This is a genomic window from Flavobacterium sp., from assembly GCF_028712645.1.
GTDB lineage: Bacteria > Bacteroidota > Bacteroidia > Flavobacteriales > Flavobacteriaceae > Flavobacterium.
Genome location: NZ_JAQTPQ010000387.1, coordinates 1 through 2,519, shown reverse-complemented (window position 1 = coordinate 2,519; position 2,519 = coordinate 1). Strand labels below are relative to the sequence as shown.

The window sequence follows — 2,519 nt, the reverse complement described above, 5'->3', positions numbered from 1 at the left end:
GCGTGCATAGAGTTAAAACCTCCCATACCTGCAATAGTAATGGCAGCTTCTGAACCACCTGATACAATTACATCACACATTCCTAAACGAATGTAGTTGAAAGCATCGATTAATGCATTTGCAGAAGATGCACATGCAGAAACAGTAGTATAATTTGGTCCCATATAGCCATTACGCATCGAAATGTGTGCTGGAGCAATATCGGCAATCATTTTAGGAATAAAAAACGGATTGAATTTTGGTGTTCCGTCTCCTTTTGCATAATAAATAACTTCATCCTGAAAAGTCTCTAAACCCCCAATTCCGGCTCCCCAGATAACACCCACTCTTGTTTTGTCGATATTATCATCAGTAAGTCCGGCATCTTTAATAGCTTCATCACTTGCAGCAACAGCATATTGAGCGAATTTATCTAATCTACGAGATTCCTTGCGATCCATGTAATCTTCAATATTGAAGTTTTTTACTTCACAGGCAAATTTCGTTTTATGCTTCTCTGTATCATAATATGTGATAGGAGCGGCTCCGCTAACCCCATTCACAAGTGCCTCCCAATAATCCTGAATATTATTCCCGATCGGAGTAAGGGCACCTAATCCTGTTACAACAACTCGCTTTAACGTCATAAATATGTATTTTGTACTTTAAACAAATAAAACCCATGCTTTCTTAACTGTAATGTTTACTTAAGAGCCATGGGTATTACAATATAAATATATCTTTTTGATTGAAAATCAATCGAAATTTAAATTTTAAAAAAAATAATAACACCCGATTTTCTTAAAATTCCAATTTTTTAAAAAACAAATCCCAATTTTGGAATTTGGGTATTCAAAGTTGGAATTTTAAAAAAATTCGGGTGCAGTATTATTATTTTTTAGCTTCTTCGATATAAGAAATAGCTTGACCAACAGTAGCAATGTTTTCTGCTTGATCGTCTGGAATTTGAATATCAAATTCTTTTTCGAATTCCATAATAAGCTCAACAGTGTCTAATGAGTCAGCTCCCAAATCATTAGTGAAGCTTGCTTCTGTTACAACTTCGTTTTCGTCAACACCTAATTTGTCTACGATAATCGCTTTTACTCTTGATGCAATGTCTGACATAATCTTTAATTTTAGAATTTAATTTGTTGGCAAAAATAAAAAACTTTATTTTAAAACCACGATTTAGTTTATAAATGTAACACTAATTTATAAAATTAATTTCATGAAAGCTTTTTTAATACTATTTATTTTCGATTTTTATTCCGTTTTTTGCATTCTCAAATTATATTCAATTATGAAAAAAATTATTGTTTTTGCCTCAGGATCAGGGACTAATGCTGAAAACATCATAAAATATTTTGCAAAAACCAAAATTGCCAAAGTCGTTTCTGTTTTTACAAATAATGCTGCGGCAAAAGTCATCGAAAGAGCAAAAAATCATCAAATTCCAACCGAAATCTTCTCAAAAAGCGAACTTTTAGAAAGTAACCTCTTACAAAAAATACAAGAAATCGACCCGGATATGATAGTTCTGGCAGGTTTCTTATTGAAATTCCCGGATCATATAATCGAGAAATATCCTAATAAAATAATCAACATACATCCGGCACTTTTACCAAATTACGGAGGTAAAGGAATGTACGGCATGCACATACACCGCGCTATAGTGAATAATAAGGAGAAAGAAACCGGAATTTCCATTCATTATGTAAACGAACATTATGATGAAGGTGGTATTATTTTCCAGAAAAACGTAGCCCTAACAGATGATGATACGCCAGAAACTGTGGCCGAAAAGATCCATGAACTGGAACAAAAGTATTTTCCGGAAATTATTTCAAGATTATTGGAGGATTAGATTTTAGATTTCTTAGACATAAGACTTCTTAGATTTTGATTATTTAAAATTAAAATCCAAGAAGTCCGCAATATCAAATTCTAGGAAGTCCAAAAAACAAAAAATCTAAGAAGTCTAAAAATCTAAAATCTAAGAAGTCTAAAGAAAATGAATCACGAAGTACATATATATACTGATGGCGCTGCAAAAGGAAATCCTGGAAATGGAGGATATGGCGTAGTGATGGAATTGGTGGGAACGCCTCATAAAAAAGAATTCTACGAAGGTTTCCGTTTGACTACCAATAACAGAATGGAACTTTTGGCGGTAATTGTAGGTCTTGAAAAACTAAAAAATCCCAATATGAAAGTTTTGGTGGTTTCAGATTCTAAATATGTAATTGATTCTGTAGTAAAAAAATGGGTTTTTGGCTGGGAGAAAAAGAACTACACCGGCAAAAAAAATCCTGATTTATGGAAACGGTTTTTAATTATTTACCGCAAACATCAGGTCGATTTTAAATGGATTAAAGGTCACAACAATCATCCTCAAAACGAACGTTGCGACGAATTGGCTGTTATGGCCTCAATGCAAAAAAACCTTTCGGTTGATGTTTATTACGAAACCATCGGCTCAAAATCATAAAAAAATAACGCGTCAAAAAACAATTGTTTCCGACGCGTTTTCTCGTTAT

The 2,519-nt window shown here is 33.2% G+C and carries 4 protein-coding genes; 2 read left to right on the top strand and 2 right to left on the bottom strand.

The window, feature by feature from the left end; all coding sequences use genetic code 11:
- Positions 1-626, bottom strand: a 626-nt coding sequence (locus PHC28_RS18270; protein WP_300103901.1) for a beta-ketoacyl synthase N-terminal-like domain-containing protein, incomplete at its 3' end; no start/stop codon positions are given.
- 244 nt (positions 627-870) lie between these two features.
- Complete coding sequence (locus PHC28_RS18265; protein ID WP_007137004.1) at positions 871-1,107, bottom strand: acyl carrier protein; 237 nt, start codon at positions 1,105-1,107, stop codon at positions 871-873.
- A gap of 175 nt (positions 1,108-1,282) precedes the next feature.
- Here PHC28_RS18265 and purN point away from each other — a divergent pair, with 175 nt between their 5' ends.
- Positions 1,283-1,846 carry a phosphoribosylglycinamide formyltransferase gene (gene purN / locus PHC28_RS18260; protein ID WP_300103899.1) on the top strand — a complete coding sequence of 188 codons (564 nt, stop codon included), beginning with the start codon at positions 1,283-1,285 and terminating at the stop codon, positions 1,844-1,846.
- A gap of 147 nt (positions 1,847-1,993) precedes the next feature.
- A complete protein-coding gene (gene rnhA, locus PHC28_RS18255) occupies positions 1,994-2,470 on the top strand; it encodes a ribonuclease HI (RefSeq protein WP_056243976.1) in 477 nt (158 codons plus the stop codon).
- The last annotated feature ends 49 nt before the right edge of the window (positions 2,471-2,519 follow it).